Source organism: Elusimicrobiota bacterium (assembly GCA_016722575.1).
In the GTDB taxonomy this organism is placed as follows: Bacteria; Elusimicrobiota; Elusimicrobia; order FEN-1173; family FEN-1173; genus JADKIY01.
Genome location: JADKIY010000002.1, coordinates 586816 through 607655, shown reverse-complemented (window position 1 = coordinate 607655; position 20840 = coordinate 586816). Strand labels below are relative to the sequence as shown.

The window sequence follows — 20840 nt, the reverse complement described above, 5'->3', positions numbered from 1 at the left end:
TCCCTCGGGTTTGGGAGCGGCGGAGGGGGCGAACTTGATGACAACCCATTCGGAGGCCTTATGAAAAAATGGTTGGCGTTTTTGATGGCGGCGGTTTTTTGCTCTTCCCTGACGGCGATTTCCCGGGCGGAAGGCTCCGCCAAGGGCGGCAAGGCGGGCGCGGCGCGGGCCCATCGCGGGCAGCGCATGGAAAAACACGGCGAGCACCGGGAGAAGCGCGGCGAAAAGATGCAGGAGCGCGGGGAGAAAATGCAGAAGGCGGCGGACAAAGCCGAGGCCAACGGCAACGAGAAAGCCGCCGAACGCTTGGAAAAACGAGGCGAGCATCTGGAGAACCGGGGCGAGCGCCTGGAACGCCAGGGCGAACGGATGGAGCGCCGGGGCGAACGCAAGCAAAACGGCGTGGGCCACACCGAAGACCCGGCCATATAACCGAACAATTTCACGGGAAAACCCCCGGGGGTTCCGGCCCCCGGGGGTTTTCTTTTTCCGTCGATCTTTCCCGTAATTGACAGAAAATCGGCCCTGTGTTATACTGTTAGCACTCCAGGTTTTTGAGTGCTAATTAAAACCCGGGCCCATAAAATGCGAACGCTCTCCCCCATCGAACAGGAAGACCGCAAGCGGAAGCTGCTGCAGGCGATCATCCACCAATACATCAAGACCGCCAAGCCGGTGGGGTCCGCTTTTATCGCGGGTCAAAAACATTTGGACCTCTCCCCGGCCACGATCCGGAACATCATGGGGGAACTGGAGCGCGAAGGGTATTTGACGCATCCCCACACCTCCGCGGGCCGGGTCCCCACGGACAAGGCCTATCGATTTTACGTGGACAGCCTGGTGGAGCTTCAAAAACTGGCCATCAAGGAAGAGGAGCGCCTCAAGCGGGATTACCAATCCCGGGCCCGGGAAATCGAAGAGCTCATGCTGTCGACCTCCAAAACCCTCTCGGCCATGTCCCAGTACACGGGCTTTGTGCTGACGCCGGCCATCGACCAGGAGCGCCTGCAGCACGTGGAATTGATCGCCCTGGAACCCCGGCGGGTTTTGGCGGTGCTGGTGAGCGACACGGGCGTGGTCAAGCACCGGCAGGTGATTTTCGAGCGGCCCTACCCCCGGGAATTTTTGGACGAGCTCACGCGCCTTTTGAACGACCGCCTTCGGGGAAAACCCTTTACCGACGTGCGGGACACCCTGCTGGACCACATCGAGGCCATCCACCAGCGGCAGATGGATTTGTTGGACGTGGCCCGGCGGATCACCCAGCAGGCCTTCGACCTATCGACCGCCGGGGACCTTTATTTGGAAGGGACGGGGAACATCCTCTCGCTCCCGGACTTCAGCGGCCAGGAGGACCTGCGCTCCCTGGTCCACCTGCTGGACGAAAAGCGCACCCTGGGCGAAATGATCGGCCGGGACATGGCCGACGGCCGGGCGCCGTCCTATTCCGGCGTGAAAGTCAAAATCGGGTCCGAAAACAAATCCCCGGACCTCAAGAATTTAAGCCTCGTGTCCTCCACCTACACGGTGGGGGGACGGCAAATGGGCGTGTTGGGCATCATCGGCCCCAAGCGCATGGAGTATTCCCGCATGATCAGCCTGGTGAACCACGTGGCCCAGATCGTTTCACAGACGTTAAGCCGCCGTTTGGAGGATCAATGACCGAGCAACCGGCCGACCCCGTGGCCGACGAAAAAGACGCCGTCCAGGACAAGATTTCCGAGCTGGACATCCTGCGACAGTCCCTGCAGGCGGCCCAGGCCAAGTCGGCGGATTATTACGACCAGCTGTTGCGGCTCAAAGCCGAGTTCGAGAATTTCCGGAAACGCACGGAAAAGGACCGGGCGGATTCCCGGCGGTGGGGCAAGGAAGAAATCGTCCTCCGCCTGGTGTCGCTCATGGACGTGATGGAGCTGGCGGAGGCGGCGGCCCACCAAAGCCCCGACGTCAAATCCATGGTGCAGGGCTTGGACATGCTCTACGGCGAGTTCAAGCGCCTGCTGAAGGAAGAGGGCCTGGAGGAGATTCCGACCGCGGTGGGGGACGCCTACAACCACGCGGCCCACGAAGCGGTGGAGACCCTCGACGGCGAGGAGGACGGCAAGATTCTGGCCGTCCTGCAGAAGGGCTACAAGTTTCAGGGCGGGTTGTTCCGTCCCGCCCGGGTGAAGGTGTCTAAGAAAGCGGGGGCGTAGCACGGCCCCCCACGGAAGAAAAAACGCAAGGCGACGTTGAAATTTTCAGGAGGAACCAATCATGGCTAAAATCATCGGTATCGATCTCGGAACGTCCAACTCGGCCGCGGCCGTCATGGAGGGCGGAAAGCCCGTCATCATCCCCTCGGCCGAAGGCACCACCATGGGGGGCAAAGCCTTCCCCAGCTACGTGGCCTTCACCAAAGACGACCAGCTGGTCGTGGGCGAGCCCGCGCGCCGTCAGGCCGTCTCCAACCCCGAAGGCACCGTCTTCGCCTTCAAGCGCAAAATGGGCCAGGACTTCAAATACACCATCCACGGGAAGACCTACACCCCCCAACAGCTCTCGGCCTTCATCTTGCAGAAAATCAAACGCGACGCCGAAGCCTATTTGGGCGAAAAAGTGGAGAAGGCCGTCATCACCGTGCCCGCCTACTTCGACGACAACCAGCGCCAGGCCACCAAGGACGCCGGCCAGATCGCCGGGTTGGAAGTCGTGCGCCTGGTGAACGAACCCACGGCGGCCAGCCTCGCCTACGGCCTGGACAAGATCGGCCAGGCCCAGAAGATCCTGGTGTTCGACTTGGGCGGCGGCACGCTGGACGTGACCGTCATGGAAATGGGCTACGACAAGGACATCAAGGCCGCGGACTTTAAGGTGTTGGCCACCTCCGGCGACACCCAGCTGGGCGGCACCGACATGGACAACGTCCTGATCGACTTCATCGCCGAGGAGTTCCGCAAGGAACACGGCATCGACCTCCGCAAGGACAAGCTGGCCATGCAGCGCTTCAAGGAAGCCGCCGAAAAGTCCAAGATCGAACTTTCGACCGTGCTCGAAACCGAGATCAACCTGCCCTACATCACGGGCGACGCCTCGGGGGCCAAGCACTTGCAGATGAAGCTCTCCCGGGCGAAACTGGAATCCCTGGTCCAGCCCATCATCGACCGTTGCAAACACCCCATGGAAGAGGCGCTGAAAGGCGCGGGCCTCTCGGCCTCCTCCATCGGCAAGGTCGTCATGGTCGGCGGTCCGACGCGCATGCCCATCGTGCTGAAGTTCGTGGAAACCTTCGTGGGCCGGAAAATCGAAGGCGGCGTGAACCCCATGGAGTGTGTGGCCCTGGGCGCCGCGGTGCAGGCCGGCGTCTTGAGCTCCGACGTCAAAGACGTCCTGCTTCTGGACGTGACGCCCCTGACCCTGGGCATCGAAACCCTGGGCGGCGTCATGACCCCGCTCATCAAAAAGAACACCACGATCCCCACCCGGGCCTCCCAGGTGTTCTCCACCGCGGCCGACAACCAAGAGGCGGTCACGGTCCACGTCCTCCAAGGCGAGCGCGAAGTGGCCACGGGCAACACGTCCCTGGGCCATTTCAACCTGGACGGCATTCCCCTCGCCCCCCGGGGCACGCCCCAGATCGAAGTCACCTTTGACATCGACGCCAACGGCATCCTGAACGTCACCGCCCTGGACAAAGGCACCCAAAAGAAACAGCACATCACCATCGAAGCCAAGAACAAACTCTCCAAGGAAGAGGTGGAGAAGTTCATCAAGGACGCCGAGCTCCACGCCGAAGAGGACAAGAAGAAGAAAGAGGAGATCGAGACCAAAAACGAAGCCGACGCCATCGTCTTCTCCACGGAGAAGGCCCTCAAGGAATACGGCGACAAGGTCTCCCAGGACGAGCGCATGGCCATCGAACGGGGCATCACCGACGCCAAAGAAGCGCTCAAGGGCGACGACCTGGCGAAAATCAAAAAGGCCAAGGAAGACCTCCTCAAGGCCTCCCACAAACTGGCCGAGGAAATGTACAAGGCGGCCAGCGCCAAGGCCGGCGCGGGCCAACCCGGCGGCGAGCAGGGCGGTCCTTCCAATGGTTCCGGGAACGGGAAAAACGGCGGCGACAACGTCGTGGACGCCGAGGTTGTCGATGAAGGCAAGAAATAGTTTCTCAGTTATCTAAGAGCGAAGATGGGATGGGGGAAACCCCATCCCATCTTTTGTTCGATACTTCAGTAAAAAAGTTTCACTAAGAAGAAATTATGCGCCCGGCGTTCCACCGCCACAACGGAAACGCCCCCCTCCATAACAACCCCACGAAGAAGAAAACATTCCGCGCGTTCCAACGATAACGGTAAAGACACACAAAAACTCCTAATCAGAAACGTAAAGTCGCCGGGGGTTGCCCGGCGGCAACTTACTTTTCTTTGGCCGCCCAAAGAAAAGTAAGCAAAAGAAAACCGCCCCCGACGGCTTGCGCGCGCTTTTTTGAAGGAGCCCGGACCAACTCCCGGCCCTCAAAATCCTACGGGCCGGATCAGACAGGTCCGGGCCGCGATCTTCAAAAAGCGTGCTCATAACGCCTCAAGGGGGGATTTTAGCTACATAGGCATAGGCAACACCCGAAGCCTTTTTTTGACTTTCGGGGGCCCCTTGAGGCGAATCGAGCACGGGCTTTTTGTCGCCGCGGCGGCCGAGGACTGTTTGAGCCCCGTCACGGGCTTTTGACGGGGCGAGTTCCGCATGCCCGGCAAAAAGACCGCGCGCAGGCCGTCTGGGGGGTCTTTTTCTCTTGGTGACTTCTCTTTTTGGACAAGCAAAAAGAGAAGTCACTCGGGTCCAGGGCGAAGCGCCTGGGAAGTCGGTGCCGGGTGTGGGCCGGGAAGGCCCACGACGTTGATTTTAAAAAAGCCTTCGGCAAATTTTTTAGGAAATAAGATTCAACAGCACCCCCCATCCGTACCTTCCCCCTCAAGGGGGGAAGGAAAAAATTTTCGGTAACCAAAGGACAAATAATGGCCTCGAAGCGGGATTACTACGAAACTCTTGGCGTCTCCAAAACCGCCACTCCGGAAGAGCTGAAATCCGCCTACCGGAAACAGGCCCTCCAGTACCACCCCGACCGGAACCAGGGGGACAAGGGCGCTGAGGAGAAACTCAAGGACATCAACGAGGCCTACGACGTTTTGTCCAATCCGGAAAAACGCCAGGCCTACGACCAATACGGCCACGCCGGCCCCCAGGCCCAGACGGGCGGCGGCTTCGGCGGGTTCGAAGGCGCCGACGCCTCGGACATTTTCTCCAGCGTCTTCGGCGACATGTTCGGCGGCGGCCGGAGCCGCCGAAGCGGCCCCCGGAAGGGCGCGGATCTGCAATTTGAACACGTGGTCACCCTCCAGGAAGCCTTCAACGGAACGGAGTCCAGCGTCCGGGTGAACCGCACGGTGGCCTGCGAGAAGTGCCGCGGTTCGGGCGCCAAGGCGGGAACCTCGTCGAAGACCTGCCCCGACTGCCGGGGCGCGGGCCAGGTTCGCGTGACCCGGGGCTTTTTCACCCTCGCCCAAACCTGCTCCAAGTGCCAGGGGGAAGGCCAGATCGTGGAAAGCCCCTGCCCCGACTGCCGAGGGCAGGGACACACCCGCCAGGCCGAGACCATCCGCGTGCGGGTGCCGGCCGGGGTCGAAGACGGCACCGTGTTGCGGGTGTCGGGCGCGGGCGAAGCCGGCGGCCGGGGCGCGCCCCCGGGAGACCTTTTTGTGGTGGTGCGCGTGCGCACCGACGATCGATTTGAGCGGGACGGGGAGGATCTCACGACCCTTCGCCGGGTGTCCGTCCCCCTGGCGGCCCTGGGGGGCGAGGTGGAGGTGCCCACCCTGGAGAAGCCGGTCCGCATCCATATTCCCGCCGGCACCCAGCCGGGCTCGGTGCTCCGGGTCCGGGGCGCGGGCATGCCGCGCATGCGCGGAAGCGGGCGGGGGGATTTGTTCGTCCGGATTTCCATCGAGGTGCCGACGAAGCTCTCCAAGGACCAACGCCGCCTCCTGGCCGAACTGGCCCAAACCATGGGCGAAAAAGGCATTTCCGACGACGAAGGTTTCTTTAAAAAAGCCTTCGGAAAATAACTCTCCGGCCTCTGAGTCCAAAATCATTACACTGTTGTAATATTTCCCTTCGAGGGCTAACCTAAAAGGGTGAAAAAATCGGCCGTCCGTCCCAGCGGCGGTTTTACGCTCATCGAACTGATGATCGTGGTGGCCATCATCGGCCTCCTCGCCGCCATCGCCATTCCCAAATTCGCGGGCCTGGTGGTCAAGGCCCGGGAGGCGTCCATCAAAGGGGCCCTGGGTTCCGTTCGAAGCGCCATGAGCATTTATTACGCCGACAACGAAGGGCGCTATCCCAGCGCGGGGGGAACGGGAACGGGGACCGGTTCGGCTTTCACCTCCTGGTGGCTTTATCCGAAATACCTGGACACCGCCCCCATGATCACGATCCCCGGTTACGCCAACCACGCCAACAGGGATTACGTCGCTTCCGAACTGGCGATGATGTTTCCCGACGGAGGCATGTTTGTGGCCTGGTATGTCCCTCTGGACCCGACCATGTCCTTTCTCACCGGGGAGGTTCACGTCATGTGCACCCACACCGATTCCAGCGGACGGACCTGGAGCCTGTGGTAGAATAGGGGCGTGCCCCACTTCTACGTCCCCCCCGAAAACATCCGCGGCAGCTATTTCTGGCTGAACCGCCAGGAGTCCGAACACGTGGCCCGGGTGCTTCGCAAACAGCCCGGGGAGGAAATCCAGCTGTTCGACGGGGGGGACCGGTCCTTTCGCGGGGTGTTGGAGACCGTGACCCCCAGTAAAGTGGACGGCCGGGTGGTGGCCGAGGAAAAACAGGAAACCTCCCGTTACCGCCTGCGCCTCTTTCAAGTCCTGCCCAAGGGCGACAAGATGGAATGGATTTTGGAAAAGGGCACGGAACTGGGCGTTCACGAATTCATCCCGGTGAACTCCGAGCGGTCCGTGGGCCGGGTGCCCGCCGAGCGCCTGCCCGCCCGCCTCGAACGGTGGGAAAAAATCATCCGCTCCGCCGCCCAGCAGTGCGGCCGCACGGACGTCCCCCGGGTGCAGACGCCCCTGGACTGGAACGCCGCCCTGGCCCGGATCGAGCCGGACCAATGGACCTTTTTGCCCTGGGAATCGGCGGCCGGAACGTCGCTGAAAGCGGGCCTGGACGCTTTCCGACGGGAGCGGGCCGCCGCCCTTCCGACCATTAATGTTATTATTGGCCCCGAAGGTGGCTTGAGCCCGGAGGAAGTTTTCCGGGCCGAAGCCCGGGGCGCCCGGACCGTGACGTTGGGTCCCCGCATCCTACGAACGGAGACCGCCGGCCTCGCCGCCGCCGCGGCCTTTCTTTATGAGCTTTAACACACCTAAACCCAAGAATTCCTGGACCTGGATCGCCCTGTCCTCGACGGCGATCTCGGCCCTGGGTCTTTTGGCGGGGCTTTTTTACCTGCTGGAGCCCATCGGAATTCTCCTGGGCCTCTTTGTGATCGGCCTCCTGGCCGGGATCGTGGCCGGCCGCCAGGCCTGGCTTTCGGGCGTCATCGTGGGCCTTCCTTTTTCCCTTCAGCAACTGACCCGTCACGCCATGACCGAGGCGCCCGCCATCGCCAGCCTGGCGAACCCCCAGGGCGCGCCCCTGGCGGCCGTGCTGATGCAAGCCGATTATTGGCGCATCGCCGTGCCCGTGGCCTTCGTGGCTTCCTCCATCGCCGTTATGGGCGGCCTGGCGGGGGCCTGGGTGCGGACCATCCGGCACACCTCTTGAACCGCGTTTACCTCCACACCTTCGGCTGCAAAGCCAATCAATACGACACCGAACTTCTCCGGGAAAAGATGAGCTCCGGCGGGGCCGTGACCGTCGAGAAAGCCGCCGACGCCGACCTTTGCCTGGTCAATTCCTGCTCCGTGACGGCCAAGGCCGACCAGGAGTGCCGCCAGTTCGTCCGCCGCCTCCTCAGGGAAAACGACCACGCCCGGGTGATCGTCACCGGCTGTTACGCCACCCACGCGCCGGACGAGCTTCGGGCCCTGTCGCCCCGGGTGGAAGTTTATTCCAACGCGGAAAAAAACGGCCTCCCCGCCTGCGTGGGTTTCGAAGTGGCGCCCGAAGTTTTCGGCCTCTCCCGCTTTTCGGACCGCTCCCGGGCTTTCGTTAAAATTCAGGACGGCTGCCGGGCCCCCTGCACCTACTGCATCATCCCCCAGACCCGCCCGACCTATTGGAACAAGCCCGCCGACCAGGTGATTCAAGAAATTGCCACCCTGGCCGCCGCCGGCCACGGGGAAATCGTTTTGACGGGCATCCGCCTGGGGCTCTACCAGGGGGCTCTGGAGGGGAAGCGCTTCGACCTGGCGGGGCTGCTGGAAAAGTTGGTGGAAATTCCCGGGGACTTTCGAATCCGCCTTTCCTCCCTGGAAGTCACGGAAGTCTCGGACGAGATCGTTTTGTTGGCGGCCCGGAATTCGAAAGTTTGCCGCCATTTACACATTCCGATGCAGTCGGCGGACGACGGCGTGTTGAAAGACATGGGCCGTTGGTACGCCTTCGAAAAATATCGGGAGCGCGTGGACTTTATTCGCCGCCACCTGCCGGACTGCGGCCTGACGGCCGACGTCCTGGTGGGTTTCCCGACCGAAACCGAGGCGGCCTTTCAAAACACCTACCAACGCATCGAAGCCCTGGCCCTCTCGGGCCTGCACGTGTTTCCCTACTCCCCGCGGCCCGGCACCAAGGCCGCGGAGCTTCCGCCCCTGGCCCACGACGTTCAGCGGCGCCGGGTGGACGCGCTTTTGGCCCTGGGGGAGAAGCTCAAGGCCCAATTCCGGGCCCGTTTCGCCGGCACCGTGCGCCAGGTGGTCACCGAACCCGACGGGGAGGGCTGGACCGAAAACTACATCCGCGTTCCCCACGACCGAAACCTGCCCCCGGGGCGCCTGGCGGCCGTCACGATTTGAAATAACCGTGGTATAATACCGCGGCTCCTCCGTTCCCAAGTTAAATTTCCGACACCGACTAAAAATGACCAAACGCGTCACACTCATCGCGGCGGGATTGTTCTGTGCCCTATCCGCCCCCGCCCTCCACGCCCTCGAGGAAGTGGGGGTCGACGATTTTCGGGTCAGCCACATGGGCGTGGACGGCGTGCCCACGACGGGGATCCTGCCTTTTAGCCACACGGCCCATCGAATCCAAGCCGTCGCCTACAACGCCCAGGACAACGAATATTTGGTGGTGTACGCCGGCGACACGGACGACGATCCGCCCGCCGACGACGAAATCGAGATTTTCGGACAGCGGATCGACGGGACCTCCGGGGAAGCCGTCGGCGGCCAGCTCCGCCTGACGACGGCGGGAAACGACTTCGACACGGCGGTTTTCGCCAAGTCCCCGGCCATCGCCTACGACCGACAGCGGAACGAATATCTCCTGGCTTTTGAAAGCAACGCCACGGGCAATACCGAAATTTGGGTTCAACGATTGGCGGCGGCCGGCACCCCGCTGGGCAACGAGACCCAGATCAGCGGTTTCGCCGATCTGGAGGGAAACACCGCGGTCGGTTGCTCGGCGCCGTCGGTCGCCTACAACCCGAACACGGACGACTACCTCGTGGTTTGGCAGAGCGGCGCCACCGACGGCCTCATGGAGATTTACGGCCGCCTGGTCCAGGGCGCGAACGGTCAACCCCACGCCGGCGAGAATTTCCGAATCAGCGACATGGGACCCGAGGGGAACAACACCTATTTCGCCCGGTTCCCGGCGGTGGCCGTCAACGCCCGGGACAACGAATACCTCGTCGTGTGGGAGGGGCAGGACGACGCTCCGCCCAACGACGCCACGGAAAACGAAATTTTCGCCCAGCGGCTGGACGAAAACGGCGCCGAGACCGGCGTGAACGATTTTCCCGTGAGCGACATGGGGGCCTTGGGTTCCACCGACACCAACGCCCATTCGCCCCGGGTGGCCTACAACCCCTTGGACAACCAATACCTGGTGGTCTGGGAAGGAAACGAGGAAGAGCCCGTGGATGTGTGCAACGACGGTTGCATGGACACGAAATACGAAATTGTCGGCCAGCGTTTGACCGCGGCGGGCGCGGAAACGGGCGACGACGATTTTCTCATCGGAACCTGGGACAACGCCCCGATCAATGCGCCCGCCCGGCGGGCGCCCTTTTCGGCCCCGGTGGCGGATCCTTTCGCCGACGCGGTCATGCCCGACGTGGCCTTTGATGTGGGGGCCCAAATTTACGCCGTTGTTTGGAACCAGGGGGACTACCGGTTTGATTTCCAAACCCCGGGAGAGCCCGGCGAAATCTTCGCCCAGTCCGTCTCCCGGTCCGGCGTCCGGCAGTTGCCCGAAAATCTGCTCGTGAGCGCCGTCGGGTTCGACGGTGTGGAGACGGCCTACCTCCCCAACGTCGCGGCCCGAAACGGGACCGGGGAATTCCTGGTGGTCTTCGGCGGCCTGGGCCAGGCGCCCCTGGACCTGGGAGAAACCGAAGTCTACGGCCAGCGGCTCTCCGCCGCCGTCGTCAACGGCGATTTGCCGCCCCTGCCCCCGCCGCCCGTCGTGGGCCCCAATCCCTTTCGGCCCGGCCAAAGCCCGGTCTCCATTAAGAACGCCGGGGCGAACGGGCGCGTGCAAGTCTACGATTTCGCCGGAGAGAAAATCCGGGAGTTGATCGCCGACGGCGCCGGGGACGTCCAATGGGACGGCCGCAACGACGCCGGGGAGATCGTCGCCACCGGCACTTACTTCCTCCATTTCGACGCGGGCGACCGAATCGTGAAAGTGGGGATTCAAAATTGAAGAACCTGGCCCGCGCCGCCGGTTTGACGCTCGTTTTTGCGACGGCCCTTTCGGCGGCGTCCTTTAATGGGGACGCCCGGGGCACCACGGCGGGCGTCCTCCTGCGCATGCCGCCCAGCCCCCGCTCGGCGGCTCTGGGGGAAGTTCGCGCGTCCCTGTCCGGCGACGCCTCGGCGGTGCTCACCAACCCGGCGGCCTTGACCGACGTGAAGCGTCTTTCGGTGTCTCTGGCCCATTCCCCCTATTTGGACGACACAGGTTTCGGCCACGCCACCTTCGCCCAGAAGCTGGGCTTCCTGGCCATCGGCGGCGGCGTTCAATATTTGTCCGCCGGGTCCCTCACCCGAAGCGATTCCGGCACCAACGCCCTGGGCAACTTCAAGCCCGGCGACGCCGCGGCGGTGGCGGGGGGGGCCCTGAAGATCGGCGCGCTCTCCCTGGGCGGGGCCTTCAAGTGGGTCCGCTCCGAAGTGGATCGAAGCGCCACGGCCATGGCGGTGGATTTGGGCCTGACCGCCTCCGGCGGGACCGACCGGAAGTGGCGCCTGGGAGCCACGGCCACCAACCTGGGCACCCGGCTGGATTTCGGCGGCAACAACGAATTTTTGCCCCAGCGTTTCGCGGTGGGCGCCTCGGTCAAAATCGAACCCAACTGGACCTTTTTGGCGGACGCGATGCTTCGCCGGGAAGGGGACGCCGCCGGCGCCTTCGGCGCGGAACTGGCCTGGCCCCTTCCGGGGGGCCATTCCTTCGCGCTTCGGGGCGGCTACAACACGATTTTGCGGAACCCCTCCGCCGGGGTGGGGCTGACGATCCTCAAAATGACGGTGGATTATGCCCTTCGGCCCTTCGCCGACCTGGGCATGAACCACTTCGTTTCGGTGGGTTTTCAATTCTGAAAATCATCCCAAAACGCTTAAAATCGGCTATAATTCGCCCGTGAAAGATTGTCTCTTCTGCCGCATCGTTCGGCGGGAGATCCCGGCCGACGTGGTCTACGAAGACGAAACCCTGTTGGCTTTTCGGGACATTCATCCCCAGGCCCCGATTCACGCGCTGATCATTCCCAAGATGCACGTGGCCCGCGTGATGGACGTTTCGGTGGCGGATTTGCCGCTCGGGGGCGCCGCGCTCCGCGCCGCCCAACAGCTGGCCGTTCAATTTTCCGTCGAGGAAAAGGGCTTCCGCCTGGTGGTCAACAACGGTCCCGACGCGGGTCAGGCCGTGGATCATTTGCACTATCACTTTTTAGCGGGTCGTCGACTCGGCTGGCCGCCGGGTTAGCGGAACCAAAACACCGCGCGGTTGTTAACGAAGGTATACCTTGGCCGGCCGAACATGCGCCGGTGCAGGGGCTTTTTATTTTCATCGAAAATCCATCCACAACGGGAAGGGGGTGTCATCGCCAATGGTTTTTGTCAAAGTTCGAGACGGAGAATCCATCGAAGAAGCTCTCCGTCGTTTCAAACGCGAATGCGAGCGCAACGGCATCATGCAGGAAATCAAGCGCCGCGAGCACTACGAGCCCCCTTCCGTGAAACGCAAGCGGAAACAGGCCGAAGCGCGGCGGAAAATGCGCCGACGCATGATGCGTCAAAACCGCGGCTAGCCCTTCCGGGCGGCCGTTCGTTTCCTTCTCCACACATCGCGACGCCGAGCCGCGCGTCCCGGGGGCGTGTCCCGGGGCCGCCGGCCGGATCGTCGGCCGAGGGCGCATGACATGGGTGTATCCCGCGACACGTTGGACCGCATCAAATCCCGGCTGGACACCCTCGAAATCATCCGGGAGGCGGTCCCGAGCCTGAAACAATCGGGGCCTCGCTGGAAGGGCAACTGCCCCTTCCACAACGAGAAAACCCCGTCGTTCTTTTACATGCCGGACAAGGGCCTGTGGCATTGTTTCGGCGCCTGCAACGAAGGCGGCGACGTCTTCCGCTTCGTGATGAAAACCCAAAACCTGCCCTTCCCCGAAGCCCTGCGGGAACTGGCGCGCCGCGCCGGTGTCCCCTTGGAATGGGACCGGGGCGACGACGCCTCCTCCCGCCGCGCCAAGGAGCGGGACGAGCTGCTGGGCCTTTTGGAAGAGGCGGCCAAATTCTATGCGGACGCCTTGAAAACCCAGGCGGACGCGGAGCCGGCCCGCCGCCATCTGGCCGAGCGGGGCATCCGCCGGGAAACCATCGACGGGTTCGCCCTGGGGTTCGCCCCCCGCCGGGACAGTTTCCTGGACCGGGCCTTGAAAAAGGGCACCGCCATCGAGCCGCTGTTGAAAGTGGGATTGGCCTCCCGGTCCGACCGGACGGGGCGCTACCACGATCCCCTGGGCGGGCGACTGATCTTTCCGATCCGCGATCCGTATGGTCAAGTGGTGGCCTTCGGCGGCCGGACGCTGGAGGAAGACGGCGGCCCCAAGTATTTGAACTCGCCGGAATCCCCGGTCTACACCAAGGGCCGACAGCTCTACGGTTTGTACGAAGGCCGGACGGTGCTGCGGGAGAAGGCCCAGGCCATCGTGGTGGAAGGCTACATGGACGTGGTGGGGCTTCATCAGGCGGGTTTCGGCACCGCGGTGGCGCCCCTGGGGACCGCCCTGACGTCGGACCAGGCGAAGCTGCTTCGCCGCTACGCCCAGGAAGCGATTTTGCTCTTTGATCCGGACCCCGCGGGACAGCGGGCCAGTTGGCGGAGCGCCGAGGTGTTTTTGAAGGACGATCTGTTCGTCCGGGTGGCCCAGGTGCCCGGGGGCCTGGACCCCGACGATTACGTCAAGGCGAACGGCGCGGAGGCCTTGGAACAGATTTTGGCGAAGTCCCAGGACGTGGTGGATTTCTGGCTGGACCTTCTGGCCCCCGCCCTGGAAAATTTCAGCGATTTGCACGGCCGCCTTCGCCGGGCCGAGGAACTGCTCCGGTTCGTGGCCGGGGTGCCCAACGCGGTGCTCCGGGACGAATGGGTGAAGCGCGCGGCCCAGCGGTTGCGGCTGGACCCCGGGGCCTTGAAACAGGAATTGTTGAAGAAAACGCCCCGGCCGGCCCCGACGGCCCCCGCGGCGGCCCCCGCGCCGGCGCCGAAACCGGCGGCGCCCAAGGGCCCCAAGGCGCTTCGAAACGCCGAAGAGGAAGTGCTTCAGATTTTGGCCCTCCACCCGGAAACGTGGCTGGGCGCGGTGCCGGACGCGGCGCTTTTCGCCGACGAACGATGCCGGCGGGTGTTTCACTTTTGGCTGGAAGACCGGCGGGCCGGGCGGGCGCCCGACCCCGGCGCGGCGGCCGCGGCGCTCGCGGCCGAAGAGGCGCCCTGGCTGACGGGGCTGTTGCTCGAGCCCAAGACCTTCGACCGGCCCATGGAAAGTTTGGCCCGGGGCGTGGCGCGGCTCACCACGCTGGCCCGGCGGCGGGAACGGGCCGCCCTGGAACCCCGGGTGCTGGAAATGCTCGAGGGCCGCGCGCCCCGGGACGAAGAACAGATTTTGCGGTACCAAACCCTGACCCGCGAACTGCGAACGGCAGTGTCGGACCCCGCGGGCCCTACGATGGAACGGTGACCATGGAACGACGCGAGCACATCAACTACCAGGACGTGGTGCGGGGATTGATCGAGCACGGCAAGGAAGCCGGCTACCTGACCTACGAGGAAATTTCCCAGAAACTCCCGGAGACCAATTTCACGACCGAGGAGCTGGACACCCTTTTCGGCAAGCTCGAGGAAATGGGCATCGACGTCGTGGAGCGCGGCGACGACCACGGCCGCCCCAAGGCCGACGGCCCCGAGGAAATCGGCGTGCCGGAGCTGGAGCTCGACACCCAGAATTCCATCCGCATGTACCTGTCCGAAATGGGCAAGGTGCCGCTCCTCACCCGGGAACAGGAAGTCTCTCTGGCCCGGAGCATCAAGGACAACGAGAAGATTCTCAAGCTCGTGGTCCTGGAATCCCCCATCACCCACCGCGAAATCCAAAACTGGGAACAGCTGCTCGAAGCCGACGAAATGACCCCCAAGGAGCTCATGCCCCGGGGCCGCCGGACGGCGTCGGAACTCTCCGGCATGCGCCGGCGGGTCAAGACCGTCGTGCAATACATCATCCAGGCCGAACTTCGGATCGACAAGATCAAGGTCAAGATGGAAGCCAAGCTCCCCGCCAGCAAAAAAGAGGAATTGCGCGAGGCGATCGACGACGAGCGCCGGGAGATCGTCAACCGCATCATCTCCCTCAATTTGAACCAGGAGAAGATCAAGCGCCTGGTCAACAAGATCAAAAACCTGGGCCACAAGGTCCGGGAATACGAAGACGAAATCCACCGCTACGAGAAGCGATTCAAGCTTCCCTACACGGAACTCAAAAAGCTTTACCACAAGGCCCTGGCCAAGCAGATGCCCTCGGGGCAGTTCCAGAAGCTGACGGGCTACACGACCACCGGCATCGAAAGCACCATGCAGAACATCGAGACCATCCAGCTGCGCCTCGTCCGCATGGCCCGCATGCTGCCGGTCACCCCCAGGAACTGTTGTCCCTGGACCACCGGATCCGGGAGCTCGAAGAGGCGATCCTCAAAGACAAGCTCCAGCTCATCAAGGCCAACCTCCGGCTGGTCGTGTCCATCGCCAAAAAGCACGTGGGATCGAACCTGGAGCTTTCGGACTTGATTCAAGAGGGCGGCTTGGGTTTGATCAAGGCCGTGGAAAAATTCGAATGGAAGCGCGGCTTTAAGTTCTCGACGTACGCGACCTGGTGGATCCGCCAGAGCATCAACCGCGCCATCGCCGATCAGGCCCGGACCATCCGGATCCCGGTGCACATGAAGGAAGTCATTTCCAAGCTGACCAAAGTGAGCCGGAAGTTCCGCCAGGAAATGGGCCGCGACCCGTCGGTGGAGGAATACTCCAAGGCCCTGCGGCTCTCGACGGACAAGGTCCGGCAGATTTTGAAGATCATGCAGGAGCCGATTTCCCTCACCACCCCCGTGGGCGAGGAGGAAGACTCGGTCCTGGAGGATTTTCTGGAGGACAAGGGCGACCTGTCGCCCTCCCACGCGGCCAACGACGCCCTGCGCCAGCAGGAAGTGGAGAAGGCCCTGGAAACCCTGAGCGACCGGGAAGCGGAGATCATCCGCCTGCGCTTCGGCATCGGCACGGGCTACCCGCGCACGCTCGAGGAGTTGGGCCGCATCTTCAGCGTGACCCGGGAACGGGTCCGCCAGATCGAGGCCAAGGCCATTCGGAAGCTTCGGCACCCGAGCCGCAGCCGCTTCCTCCGCGAATATGTGGAATAAGGGCGTCGTTTTTTCCCTGGCCGTCCTGGTCGCCGGAGCGGCGCCCGTCCGGGCCGAACTCGGCGAACGCCGCGTGGAGCGCGCGGGCGGTTTTTCCTATTGCCCGCCGGAAGGATGGTCCGTCCGGGACTTCCCCGGCTTCAAATACAAATTCGCCTTCGGGCCCGCCTGGAAGGGATTCACCGCCAACTTGAACGTCGTGGACGAGGCCTACGATGGGACGCTCAAGGCCTACGTGGACTTGAACGTTCAAAATCTAAAGAAAATGATCCCCGGATTCCGCCAAATCGAGCGGGTGCCCTTCAAGACGCTCTCGGGGTTGTCCGGCGAACGGATCCGGGCCGAAGACACCCAGAGCCAGCGGGAGCTTCGACAATCCTTTTATCTGATCGCCAGCGGCAAGGGCCGGATGTTCGTGATGACCGGCACCTCCCTGGCCAGCGACGGGCCCAAGTTCGATTCGTTGTTCGACGACAGCGCCGACAGCTTTCGACTGGGGAAGTAGCGGGCCCCGCCCGGCCGGGGCGGATGGGGTATAATAAATCGGCGGCGGGGTTTGGAATCGCGAATTCTCAGATTCGGCGGGGCGCTGGGTCTGGGCCCGATGGAAGAATTACAGCTGATTTGTTGTGGTTGTCGCGGCATTGGGCCGCGTTGCCGATAGGCATCGTCCCTGTTTGTCGGAAGGGAGAGGCCCAATACCCGGCGGCACCGTCCAACTTATATTTCCGATGTCGGTGCCGTCCCGACTTGGATGATCGAGTTTGACGGGACGGCGGAGCCAGACCCTGGGTCAGAGCCCCAGGGCGTTTGAAGCGGCGGGGCCGCTCGACGGGCTCCGAATTCCAAAATTTAGCCGGGCATTTGGCCAGAGGCCAAATACCCGACGGCACCGTCCGACTCTTATTTCCGACGTCGGTGCCGTCCCGACTTGGATGACAAGTTTGACGGGACGGCGGAGCCAGAGGCTCCGAATTCCCGTCGGGCCCTTAGCTCAACGGTTAGAGCGTCCCGCTCATAACGGGTTGGCCGGTGGTTCAACTCCACCAGGGCCCAAATTTGACAATCTTGTATAATGAGCCTTCGTCGCTCCGGTGGGTGGTTAGCTCAGCGGCAGAGCGTTCGCCTCACACGCGAAAGGTCATAGGTTCAATCCCTATACCACCCACCGGAGCGATGGCCGGGCACCGTCCCAATTGAAATCCATCGTCGGTGCTGTCCCGACCCTGGACGTCGTCGCCAGACGGGACGGGCGCGCCCCCCGGGGCCGCCGGAAAACGAGGAAGACCCGTGAACGAGAAAATCGCGTCGTTGATCCGCCTGCAGGAAATGGACAAAGAGCTCGACGCGTTGCGCGCGTCGGTGGCCCGCCTGTCCCCCGAGCGTTCCGCCCTCAAAGCCCAGATCGCCGCTTCCGCCGCCCGTTTTGAAGCCGGCAAGAAAGCCCTGACCGACGCCCAGGTCCAGAAGAAAAACCTCGAGATCGAAATCGACACCCAGGACCAGCAGATCCGAAAACACTCGGGGCAGCTCAACAGCGTCAAATCCAACGACGCCTACAAGGCCCTGTTGCTGGAGATTGAGGCCTCCAAACAGCAGAAAACCGCTTTGGAAGACCAGGTGTTGGTGTTGATGGAATCCATCGAAAAACTCCAAAAACAATCCAAGGAAGACGACGTCGCCGCTCAGCGGGAGCGGACCGACCTCGAAAAAAAGATCGCCGCCCTGGACGCCGAAGAGGCCGAGGGGAACGCCGTCGTGGCCGCCAAAACCGCCGACCGGGACGCCTTCGCCGCGTCGGCGCCGGCCGACGCGCGGGACCGCTACGAGGCCGTTCAGCGCGGCCGCCCCGGGTTCGCGGTGGTGGTCCCCGTCAACGGCATGACCTGCGGCGGTTGCCGGACGCTCCTGACCGCCGACACGGTCAACCAGGCCATGAAGGGCAAGGAAATCGTGGCCTGCGACAGCTGTTCGCGAATCCTCTACATCGTTCCCAAACCCGCCGTCGCCTCCTGACCCAACTCCCTCTTTTTTCTTCGGCCGCCGACGGCGTTTGGACGGCCTATTGCGACGGCGCCTCCCGGGGCAACCCGGGCCCGGCGTCCTTCGGCCTGGTGGTTGTCGACCCGGCGGACCGGACCGTGCGGGAGCTCGGGGTCGCCATCGGGATCAACACCAACCAGGTGGCCGAATACGAAGGGCTGATCCGCGCGCTGGAGGAATTGTCCCGGGCCGGCGCCCGCCGCGCCCGCGTGGTCACGGATTCCCAATTTGTCGTGAAGCAGTTCAACGGCGAGTACCGCGCCAAGGACGAGCGAATGAAGGCGTTGCTGGCCCGGGCCAAAGCCCTCGCCGTTCGCTTCGACGCGCTGACGGTGCAGCACATCATGCGCTCGGGCCACGCCCACAACACGCGGGCGGACGCCCTGGCGAACCGGGCCCTGGACGAGGCCAAGAAGAAGACGCACTGATTTACGGCGGCCGCCGGATCGCCGCGGCGAAAACGGCCGCGGAGGAAAGTCCGAGCTCCGGGGGCTTCGGCCCCGCAGGGCGGGACGCTTCCCAACGGGAAGGCGGGGGGTGGCGTTTGCCCCCGACGGAAAGTGCCACAGAAAACACACCGCCCAAGACCCCCGCGAGGGGGGACGGCAAGGGTGAAATCGCGAGGTAAGAGCTCACGGTCCCCCGTCGAGAGACGGGGGGCGGCAAACCCCGTCCGGAGAAAGGTCGTAGGGAACGCGCGCGGGCCGGCCCGGCCCCCGTCCCCCGCAAGGGGGGCGACGTTCCCGGTGGACCGCTTGAGCCCGACGGCGACGTCGGGCCCAGAGAAATGATCCGGCCCCGTCGGTCGCCGACGGGGACAGGACTCGGTGTACAGGCCGCCGCAAACGCCAACGGGGCCATGGATCGCCAACGCGTTCCATGGCCCCACTTTTTGATTCGCTATAATGCCTTCGTGACCAAGAAAATTCCCGCCGCGCTGTGGTTCGGCCTTCTCCCGGTTCTGCTGGGCCTGCCGTTCATCGGGCGCGCCTATTTCGTCGACGACCACTACCACCTCCTGATGGCCCGGGGCCTGCTGGAACATCCGGCGCGGCCCTACGACTTCATCGCCGACGACGCCGGCGTGGACAACGTCGGCTGGGAGCGGGGCCAGCCGCCCCGGATGGTCAACCCGCCCCTTCACCACTACCTGCTGGCCCTCTTTTGGAAATTCACCGGCGGGCGCTTGTGGGCCGTGCGTTTGCTCTCCCTCTTTGTGTCGGGGGCGGCGATCGTTTTTCTCTATTTGCTCGCCCAGCGGTTCGCGGTGCCGCCGGGGCCCGCCGCGGCTCTCGCCGCCCTGACGCCGGCCTTTTGGCTGTCGTCCCACGCCTTGCTCATCGATTCCACCATGTTGGTCTTTTTCCTGGGCGGCTTGTGGGGCTGGTTTGAAGGCCTGCGCCGCCGGTCGGCGGGATGGCTGATTTTCGCCGGGACGTTCATGGGGCTGGCCATCGTCACCAAATACACCGCGGCCACGGTGGTGCCCCTGGCGGGCCTCCTGTGGTGGTTCGATCGGGAATCCGGCCGCCGGCCCGCGCGCTTGGCCGCCCTGGCCATCCCCTTCGTCGTCCTGGGTCTCTGGAGTTTTTGGAACATCGCCACCTACGGGGCCGTGCACCTCACCGAATCCTCCAAACGGGTGATGCAATCCTTCGCCTGGAGCCACATTCTCGTCTTCCTGGCTTTTTTTTCCGGCGTGTTCCTCCTCCCGATGGGGACCTGGGGCGGTGTTGTTCGTTCCCGAAAATTCCGCCTCTGGATTCTTTTGGCCGCGGTTTTTCTGACGTGGTTCCTCTCGAGTCCCTTCGGCGGGTTCTCGCCCTTTCAATCTTTTTTCATGGCGGTTTTGGTCGTCGGAGGGGCCGCGTTTTTTATCGAATCGGGACGGACCGCCCTCCTTTCCCGGTTCCCGCTGGACGTTTTTCTCTGGCTGTGGCTTCTGTCCGCCTCCCTTCAGATGATCTACGTGATGCAATGGGTGGCGGCGCGGTATTTCCTGACCCTGCTGCCGCCGGTGGTTTTTTTGACCCTGCGCCGATGGGGGGAGGATCTTAAACTCTTCCCCCAGCGACGGGGCCGGCGATTGGCCGGGTGGGTGGGGGCGTTGGCCGTCGCGGGGGGAGCCTTGGGCCTCGCCGATTACCTCCAGGCGGAAACGGGCCGGTGGATCATCCGCGACGTGGCCGCGGCCGGGTGGCTGACCCACGGGCGGACCGGTTACTTTTTGGGCGATTCCTTCACGGGGAGCGATCTGAAAGACGCCGGCTGGAAGCCGGCGTTTGAATCCACGATTTTTCGTCCCGGGGACCTGCTTTTGCGGTCGGAAGTCATCATGCCCCGGTGGTGGTTCAACCCCCGGGGCCTGCGGCCCTTGGCGCGTTACGAATACCCCTGGCGGTTTCCGCTGCGGGTCATGGACAATCTGGGCGCGGCGGGGTTTTACGCCTCGGCCTGGGGCGCCCTGCCCTACACGCTTTCCAAGGAACCCCTGGACCGCTACACCCTTTTTGAAGTCGTCGCGACGAGCGTTCCGGCGGCGCCCCCCGGCGCCCGGCCGAGACGCTGAGGGACGCTCTTTTGCCTTGATTTGGCCGGGGTAAACGGCGGCGCACGGGGGGCCTTTTCCGTTGAGGCCCGGGGGAGAATCTGGTATTATCTCTCAAT

Annotated in this window: 20 protein-coding genes, 2 tRNA genes and 1 other RNA gene; all 23 read left to right on the top strand. The window is 63.5% G+C overall.

Annotated features, from left to right (window positions below):
* The first annotated feature begins 60 nt into the window (after positions 1 to 60).
* Positions 61 to 432: a hypothetical protein gene (locus tag IPP68_06330; protein MBL0349972.1), complete on the top strand. Its 372-nt coding sequence runs from the start codon at positions 61 to 63 to the stop codon at positions 430 to 432.
* 153 nt (positions 433 to 585) lie between these two features.
* Entirely contained in the window at positions 586 to 1662 is a 1077-nt protein-coding gene (gene hrcA / locus IPP68_06325; GenBank protein MBL0349971.1) for a heat-inducible transcription repressor HrcA, read from the top strand.
* Positions 1659 to 2195: a nucleotide exchange factor GrpE gene (locus IPP68_06320; protein MBL0349970.1), complete on the top strand. Its 537-nt coding sequence runs from the start codon at positions 1659 to 1661 to the stop codon at positions 2193 to 2195. Before hrcA ends, IPP68_06320 begins: the two co-directional genes overlap by 4 nt.
* Before the next feature lie 61 nt (positions 2196 to 2256).
* Positions 2257 to 4146, top strand: a complete 1890-nt coding sequence (dnaK, locus tag IPP68_06315; protein ID MBL0349969.1) for a molecular chaperone DnaK — start codon at positions 2257 to 2259, stop codon at positions 4144 to 4146.
* A gap of 848 nt (positions 4147 to 4994) precedes the next feature.
* Positions 4995 to 6101 (top strand): molecular chaperone DnaJ, encoded by a 1107-nt coding sequence (gene dnaJ, locus IPP68_06310; GenBank protein ID MBL0349968.1) that lies wholly within the window; start codon positions 4995 to 4997, stop codon positions 6099 to 6101.
* A 69-nt stretch (positions 6102 to 6170) separates the two neighbouring features.
* A complete protein-coding gene (locus IPP68_06305) occupies positions 6171 to 6659 on the top strand; it encodes a prepilin-type N-terminal cleavage/methylation domain-containing protein (protein ID MBL0349967.1) in 489 nt (162 codons plus the stop codon).
* A gap of 9 nt (positions 6660 to 6668) precedes the next feature.
* A complete protein-coding gene (locus IPP68_06300; protein MBL0349966.1) occupies positions 6669 to 7409 on the top strand; it encodes a 16S rRNA (uracil(1498)-N(3))-methyltransferase in 741 nt (246 codons plus the stop codon).
* On the top strand, positions 7399 to 7815 hold the full coding sequence (locus IPP68_06295) for a hypothetical protein (protein MBL0349965.1): 417 nt from the start codon (positions 7399 to 7401) through the stop codon (positions 7813 to 7815). Before IPP68_06300 ends, IPP68_06295 begins: the two co-directional genes overlap by 11 nt.
* Positions 7812 to 9005 carry a tRNA (N(6)-L-threonylcarbamoyladenosine(37)-C(2))-methylthiotransferase MtaB gene (gene mtaB / locus IPP68_06290; protein ID MBL0349964.1) on the top strand — a complete coding sequence of 398 codons (1194 nt, stop codon included), beginning with the start codon at positions 7812 to 7814 and terminating at the stop codon, positions 9003 to 9005. Before IPP68_06295 ends, mtaB begins: the two co-directional genes overlap by 4 nt.
* A 64-nt stretch (positions 9006 to 9069) precedes the next feature.
* Positions 9070 to 10860, top strand: coding sequence for a hypothetical protein (locus IPP68_06285; GenBank protein ID MBL0349963.1), 1791 nt, complete (start codon positions 9070 to 9072; stop codon positions 10858 to 10860).
* Complete coding sequence (locus IPP68_06280; GenBank protein ID MBL0349962.1) at positions 10857 to 11759, top strand: PorV/PorQ family protein; 903 nt, start codon at positions 10857 to 10859, stop codon at positions 11757 to 11759. Before IPP68_06285 ends, IPP68_06280 begins: the two co-directional genes overlap by 4 nt.
* A 40-nt stretch (positions 11760 to 11799) precedes the next feature.
* Positions 11800 to 12144, top strand: coding sequence for a histidine triad nucleotide-binding protein (locus tag IPP68_06275; protein MBL0349961.1), 345 nt, complete (start codon positions 11800 to 11802; stop codon positions 12142 to 12144).
* 124 nt (positions 12145 to 12268) lie between these two features.
* Positions 12269 to 12469 carry a 30S ribosomal protein S21 gene (locus IPP68_06270; protein ID MBL0349960.1) on the top strand — a complete coding sequence of 67 codons (201 nt, stop codon included), beginning with the start codon at positions 12269 to 12271 and terminating at the stop codon, positions 12467 to 12469.
* Positions 12470 to 12580: 111 nt separating this feature from the next.
* Positions 12581 to 14404, top strand: a complete 1824-nt coding sequence (gene dnaG / locus IPP68_06265) for a DNA primase (GenBank protein ID MBL0349959.1) — start codon at positions 12581 to 12583, stop codon at positions 14402 to 14404.
* Between the two features lie 2 nt (positions 14405 to 14406).
* A complete protein-coding gene (locus IPP68_06260; GenBank protein ID MBL0349958.1) occupies positions 14407 to 15504 on the top strand; it encodes a hypothetical protein in 1098 nt (365 codons plus the stop codon).
* A complete protein-coding gene (locus IPP68_06255; GenBank protein MBL0349957.1) occupies positions 15453 to 16130 on the top strand; it encodes a sigma-70 family RNA polymerase sigma factor in 678 nt (225 codons plus the stop codon). Before IPP68_06260 ends, IPP68_06255 begins: the two co-directional genes overlap by 52 nt.
* Positions 16120 to 16635: a DcrB-related protein gene (locus IPP68_06250; GenBank protein MBL0349956.1), complete on the top strand. Its 516-nt coding sequence runs from the start codon at positions 16120 to 16122 to the stop codon at positions 16633 to 16635. Before IPP68_06255 ends, IPP68_06250 begins: the two co-directional genes overlap by 11 nt.
* A gap of 478 nt (positions 16636 to 17113) precedes the next feature.
* Positions 17114 to 17186: transfer RNA gene (locus tag IPP68_06245), tRNA-Ile, on the top strand.
* Between the two features lie 40 nt (positions 17187 to 17226).
* Positions 17227 to 17298 (top strand) — tRNA-Val (locus tag IPP68_06240).
* A 122-nt stretch (positions 17299 to 17420) separates the two neighbouring features.
* Positions 17421 to 18146, top strand: a complete 726-nt coding sequence (locus tag IPP68_06235; protein ID MBL0349955.1) for a hypothetical protein — start codon at positions 17421 to 17423, stop codon at positions 18144 to 18146.
* 98 nt (positions 18147 to 18244) lie between these two features.
* Positions 18245 to 18601, top strand: a complete 357-nt coding sequence (locus tag IPP68_06230) for a ribonuclease HI family protein (protein ID MBL0349954.1) — start codon at positions 18245 to 18247, stop codon at positions 18599 to 18601.
* Between the two features lie 2 nt (positions 18602 to 18603).
* Positions 18604 to 19021: RNase P RNA component class A (rnpB, locus tag IPP68_06225), an RNA gene on the top strand.
* 65 nt (positions 19022 to 19086) lie between these two features.
* Positions 19087 to 20742 (top strand): glycosyltransferase family 39 protein, encoded by a 1656-nt coding sequence (locus IPP68_06220; protein MBL0349953.1) that lies wholly within the window; start codon positions 19087 to 19089, stop codon positions 20740 to 20742.
* The last annotated feature ends 98 nt before the right edge of the window (positions 20743 to 20840 follow it).